The following is a 5,893-nucleotide window of genomic DNA, read 5'->3' on the forward strand; positions in this document are numbered from 1 at the left end:
CTTAATGAAATCATTGACTTACAGAACTACCCCCACGCCAGTGCTCGATCTCCTACCGTCACTTATTGCACCTAAAACAAATCGACCCCAAATCACGTACACCGGCATCGAGCTGCGCGCCGATGATGATGAACTGGTTTGGCAACAAGTCCTAGAGTACGCAAAACGTGTCCCGGTCGGGTCGCCCGTCACGTTCACGTTTTACGAGCTGTGCAAAGACCTTGGCTGGTCGATCAATGGCCGCTACTACGACAAGGCTGAAATGTGCTTGTCCAGGTTACAGGCGACAGCCTTGCAGTTCATTTCCGGCCGGATCGGCCGGCTTGAATCCGTGTCGTTGATCCATCGCTTTCGCGTGTTGGATCGAGGTAAGAAAAATTCGCGCTGCCAGGTCGAAATCGACGCTGAAATGGTGGTGCTGTTCGCCGGCAAGTATTACTCGAAATTCGAGTGGGAAAAGTACCGTTCCTTGTCCCCGACCGCCAGGCGCATGTTCGACTACTTTGTGTCGCACAGCGAGCCGTTCCCGATGAAATTGGAGTCATTCCGTTTGATGTGCGGATCGGACTCGGATCGAGTCAAAAAATGGACAGAGCAGACCAATAAGGCGTGTACCGAGCTGAACGGTAGCGGCCTGGTCAAGAAGACATGGGTAGCGGGTGACTTGATCTACTGCGAACGGTAGGCGTGCGATGATACGGTCGATCAACAGCGGGGGCTTCGGCTCCCGCTTTTCATTGACAAATGAGGGGCAAGGCTGGGGAAATTTCGCGGCCGCGAAACCGGCCCGAAAAACATCTGTTTCCCATCACTGCGATACCTCCCACGGATTGATGAGGGTCACTCCCGTGGGCTTAAAATCAGCGACGTTGCGAGTGACCACCGTCATGCCATGCACCAGGGCGGTTGCCGCGATGAGTGCATCGCGCTCGCCGCGCCTGTCAGGTACATGCAGCCGGGCGCAACGTTGTGCCACGGCGGTGTCGACAGGCAGCGTGCGCCCGGAGAACTCAGGCAATACGTGCTGCTCTAGCCACGAGCGCAACACGGCCCCCTGGGTGGCGTCCCTTCGCTCAATCGACAGAACACCAAGCTCCAGTTCCATGATGGTGATGGCCGACACAAAGAGGTCAGCGGCATCAACGCTTTCCGTCCATGCCGTCACGTTCGTATCGGCCTTTCCAAGCCGCACCTTGCGTAGTTCGGACACCACGTTGGTATCGAGAACAAACATCATGAGAAATCAGCCGGCCGAGTTTCGATGGTCACACGCGGCGGCTCAAACTCGATGTCGGCAATACCTGGCATAGCCAGCGCATCGGCAATGTTGCGCCGCTGCTTTGTGAGCCGTTGATAGTCCTCAAAGGTCATAAGCACATGGGCCGGTCGGCCTCGATCTGTGATGAACACTGGCCCGTTGTTTGCAGCTCGTTTTGCTTCGCTCGCCGCTTGGTTGAACTCGCGGCTTGATAAGGTGGTAATGGTCATGACGACACCCCCGTATGCTTGAATGATGTAGTCATGTTACTACATCATTCAAGCGGGTGCAAGCTTCGGCGCAGTAGATTGACAGCGCTGCGTGCCTTGGCCCCTCAAGTGTCAACATAACGGGGGTCTAAGCCGGAACCCCAGAAAATTCCGTCGCCTTAAATTGAGGTGCTGAAATTGTCACGAATACTGGGGAGCTCAAGACACGGAACTGCGCGCACGGGCAAGCCATGATCAGGGAGGACAAGCCTTGCCATGGCGACATGTTTCACACCTTGCAGCAGTGGGAGAGCTTGACCAATGTGCTGCCACGTGGTCAAGTGCGTATTCCGCTGATCGTGACCGATGATTCCGGCATCGTGACCGGTCGTTCCGGGGATCGTGACCGACGGTATGAGACCGTCAGACACAGCGCGCTTTGAATTGTAGGTATTTTGGTTTTTGGTTCCGGTTTTTTCCTTTCTGGGGGTGTAAGCCGGAACCGCCGAAAATTCCGTCATCCAACAGCAAACACAAAATATAGCTGGCCAAGCCAGCCGCAGCGCCGCCCCAGGCCACCGCAAGCCCAAGAAAAAGCCCAGCCGATGAGGCCGGACTAAAACCCTTGCGCCCTCGATAAGGGAAGTGGAACGCGAGGACACGAGTCCCTATTTGTAGTTGCTCGCGTTTCAAACCGTCCAGACTTGCAATCAGCGGCTTTTCGGACTCAGATTATTTGCAAATGACCCCATGGTCAGACTCACTGCAATCGGACTCTGTCGCATTAAGCGTTTTCGGTTCAAAACAACTGTTGATTTCATTGAGGATTTTCCAAGGCAAATTGATTAATGCGACAGAGCCGACTGACCGCGAGAGGTTGCCAAAGTGGGTGGCGGGTTAGAAGCTTTCCCAATCGTCGCCGCCCGCTTTGGCGCCACTGTCATGCGCAGCCTTGGGCACTGTCGCACGCTCACGCGATGCCACTGGATTGGAGAACGCCTTGAACTTGGGCGCAACCTTCCTGACAGGGGGAAACTGCTTCGGCGCGCTGTAACTTACCGGTGCGGTGGCATGGTGGCGGCTTGGTGCATATTCGCCCCGTCCTTGTGGCAGCTCGAACACCGCCACCGTGCTCACCAATTCCTGCGCCTGACCTTTAAGGCTTGATGCCGCTGCCGCCATCTCCTCCACCAGCGCAGCATTTTGCTGCGTGACCTGATCCATTTGTTGGATCGCTTCACCGATCTGCGCCACCCCTTGGCTTTGCTCGTTGCTGGCTGCGCTGATCTCGCCCATGATGTCAGTCACACGACGGATTGAGTCCACCACCTCGGTCATGGTGGCACCGGCTTGATCGACCAGAACCGTGCCTTGCTCAACACGCTCCACGCTGGCGTTGATGAGGCTTTTGATTTCTTTGGCTGCCGCCGCGCTGCGCCCGGCCAGGCTGCGTACTTCGCTGGCCACCACGGCGAAGCCCCGGCCCTGTTCACCGGCCCGGGCCGCTTCCACCGCTGCATTGAGGGCCAGGATGTTGGTCTGGAAGGCAATGCCGTCGATCACGCTGATAATTTCGCTGATCTTGCGCGAGGCATCGTTGATGCCCTTCATGGTGTCCACTACCTTGGCCACCACTTCGCCACCCCTGACGGCAACGGTGCTGGCGCTTTGGGCCAACTGGTTGGCCTGCTTGGCGCTGTCAGCGTTTTGCTTCACGGTCGAACTCAGCTCTTCCATCGAGGCCGCAGTTTCTTCCAGTGCACTGGCCTGCTCTTCGGTGCGCTGGCTCAGGTCGTTGTTACCTTGGGCAATCTCGGCACTGGCCGTGGCCAGGCCCTCGGAGCCTTCGCGAACTTTGCCGACCACCGTGGCCAGGCCGGCCTGCATCGCCTTGAGCGCAAGCAGCAGTTGCGCAGTCTCGTTCTGGCCATCGGCTTCGAACTGCAGGCTAAGGTCGCCGGCGGCGACAGCACGTGAAATATCTACCGCCTGGTTGAGCGGGCGGGTGATTGAGCGCACCAGAATCCAGCCGAAGACGCACAGTAGCGTCACGGTCGCAGTACCGATGGCAATCAGAATCTTTAGTGCGGAACTGTAAACCCCTTCCGCTGCGTCGACCCCCCTTTTCAGCAGGCTTTCTTCGTAACTGATGAAGTCCTTTATGGACTGGATATAAACCGTTTGTAGACTGTCCGTCTCGGTAAACATCAGGTCGGCCGCCTGGTCGCTTTGGCCAGCTTTGTTCAGTTCCAGCACCTTATTGCGGCTTCCCCCATAGGCCTTGCGCCGCTCGACGACCTTGGCTAATAACGACTTTTCTTGGTCGGTTGACAGGCGCTTTTCTAGAGTGGCCATGTTGTCGTTGACGAGCTTGACGGTGTCGGCGAGGATGCTCTGTGATCGCTGGATCGCGGCGGCGTCAACACCGGGCCTTCCGGCTGATGTGACAATGTAGGTGAAGGCACGCGCGTAATCGTAGGCAGCTTGAATGTTTTGGTTCGCAATATTCGTTTTTGGCAAAATATCGTCGGTCACTACCCTGAAGCGGCTCATCACAGAGGAAAGCGTCCCGGCACCGGTAAGCGCCAGCGCACCAGCAAAGCAGAGAACCAGCCCAAAACCAAGCGCGAGACGGGTACCGATTTTCAAATTATTTAAATTCATAAGGTAAGTCTCTTCCTGGGGGTGACGGTTTAAGGTTCTGTTGGATTAAGCATAAACGACAATCTGGCTCATGCATGATTTCCGTGAAAGTTTGATCGATAGCACCTTGCGCAAGGTTCTAAAACGGCTTCATAAAGAGGGTTGTACGCCCCAAATTGTCACGGCTACTGGGTAGCTCACCAAGACACGGAACTGCGCGCACGGGCAAGCCATGATCAGGGAGGACAAGCCTTGCCATGGCGACATGTTTCACACCTTGCAGCAGTGGGAGAGCTTGACCAATGTGCTGCCACGTGGTCAAGGGTCCCGCAGCCCAATGCTGCGCCATGTAATTGAAGATGGATACCGCAAAGAAGGACTGCGCCGGAGATACATTGGCCGGCCAACGGAGCTCTTTGCACTTTAGCACGGTTGCGGTTTTGGTGTTTGCTGGCTATCCGCCCCCCGCGGATTTGGGACTATTTTCTTTTGTTGCGCTGATACGTCCAAAAATACGGCAAACTTCAACCGAAGCCTTGTCGCGCTGGATCGCATCATATTCAAATTGCATATCGCGACACATCATGGCCAATTCAACCAAACTATCACGCAGAGAGAACAAGTTGACCGCGAGCTCTTGTGTCATTTTGCGGATGGCTTCAGGGCTTTCGTCGTCCATAGGGCTTCAAAAGTTTTCCCAGTTTGGATCCCCGTCGGCTGTTGCCGATGTGGCCAGTCGTGGCGCGGAGGGCTTAGCAGGTTTACTCACCGCGCGCTGCAACGCAAACCGCGACTGAGGAGGAACTAATGCTTGCTTGCGCATGGCTTGAGATGCGCCTTGCGTTCCCAGCTTAAATATGGCAACGGTTCCGACTAGGTCTTGGGCCTGTGATTGCAGGCTAGTCGCTGCGGCTGCCATTTCCTCTACCAAGGCGGCATTTTGCTGAGTTACGGTGTCCATTTGCGTCAACGCTTCACCGATTTGCTCAACGCCTTGACTTTGTTCGGCACTCGCAGCGCTGATTTCACCCACTATGTCGGTTACGCGGCGAATAGAACCCACGATTTCGGTCATGGTGGCACCTGCCTGGTCTACCAATGTAGTGCCTTTCCCTACACGCTCCACACTGGCGTTGATGAGGTATTTGATTTCCTTGGCAGCTTCTGCGCTGCGCCCCGCGAGCGAGCGGACTTCGGACGCCACAACAGCGAAGCCGCGACCCTGTTCGCCGGCTCGCGCCGCCTCGACTGCCGCGTTCAGGGCCAAGATATTGGTTTGAAAGGCAATGCCATCGATCACGCTGATGATGTCAGCGATCTTTTTGCTCGAATCGTTGATGCCCTTCATGGTCTCTACCACTTGGGCAACCACATCACCCCCTTTGATTGCAACAGCACTGGCGTTCTGCGCCAGTAGATTGGCCTGCCTGGCACTATCCGAGTTTTGTTTCACGGTGGAGCCAAGTTGCTCCATTGACGCGGCGGTTTGCTGCAATGCGCTGGCCTGCTCTTCGGTGCGCTGGCTCAGGTCATTGTTGCCAGAAGCGATTTGGGCGCTGGCCGTGGCCACTCCTTCTGACCCCGCGCGCACCGTGCCCACCACGTTGGCCAGGCTGTCCTGCATATCTTTGAGCGCCTGTAGCAAAAGACCAGTTTCGTCGTTGGATACAACCTCTATGCTTGTTTCAAGGGGTCGATTTGTTTTAGGTGCAATAAGTGACGGTAGGAGATCGAGCACTGGCGTGGGGGTAGTTCTGTAAGTCAATGATTTTATTAAGGTTTC

6 protein-coding genes are annotated in these 5,893 nt (G+C 56.0%); 1 reads left to right on the forward strand and 5 read right to left on the reverse strand.

Annotation, left to right across the window (positions count from 1 at the left end):
* Window positions 1-685 (forward strand): plasmid replication initiator TrfA (gene trfA, locus AAKU61_RS21975; RefSeq protein ID WP_354335694.1); only part of this gene is annotated, 685 nt, incomplete at its 5' end.
* A gap of 123 nt (window positions 686-808) precedes the next feature.
* Here the strand turns inward: trfA and AAKU61_RS21980 are convergent.
* The 5 genes from AAKU61_RS21980 to AAKU61_RS22000 all read right to left on the reverse strand — a co-directional run.
* Entirely contained in the window at window positions 809-1,237 is a 429-nt protein-coding gene (locus AAKU61_RS21980) for a type II toxin-antitoxin system VapC family toxin (RefSeq protein ID WP_354335696.1), read from the reverse strand.
* The gene (locus AAKU61_RS21985) at window positions 1,234-1,488 is read right to left on the reverse strand and encodes a type II toxin-antitoxin system Phd/YefM family antitoxin (RefSeq protein ID WP_354335698.1); all 255 of its coding nucleotides are present in this window, start codon (window positions 1,486-1,488) and stop codon (window positions 1,234-1,236) included. Before AAKU61_RS21985 ends, AAKU61_RS21980 begins: the two co-directional genes overlap by 4 nt.
* An 876-nt stretch (window positions 1,489-2,364) precedes the next feature.
* Entirely contained in the window at window positions 2,365-4,131 is a 1,767-nt protein-coding gene (locus AAKU61_RS21990; protein ID WP_354335700.1) for a methyl-accepting chemotaxis protein, read from the reverse strand.
* A 433-nt stretch (window positions 4,132-4,564) separates the two neighbouring features.
* The gene (locus AAKU61_RS21995) at window positions 4,565-4,789 is read right to left on the reverse strand and encodes a hypothetical protein (protein ID WP_354335702.1); all 225 of its coding nucleotides are present in this window, start codon (window positions 4,787-4,789) and stop codon (window positions 4,565-4,567) included.
* Between the two features lie 6 nt (window positions 4,790-4,795).
* Window positions 4,796-5,893: methyl-accepting chemotaxis protein (locus AAKU61_RS22000; protein ID WP_503012673.1), on the reverse strand; the 1,098-nt coding region annotated here is incomplete at its 5' end.

Source organism: Undibacterium sp. GrIS 1.2, assembly GCF_040544435.1.
Taxonomy (GTDB): Bacteria; Pseudomonadota; Gammaproteobacteria; order Burkholderiales; family Burkholderiaceae_D; genus Undibacterium.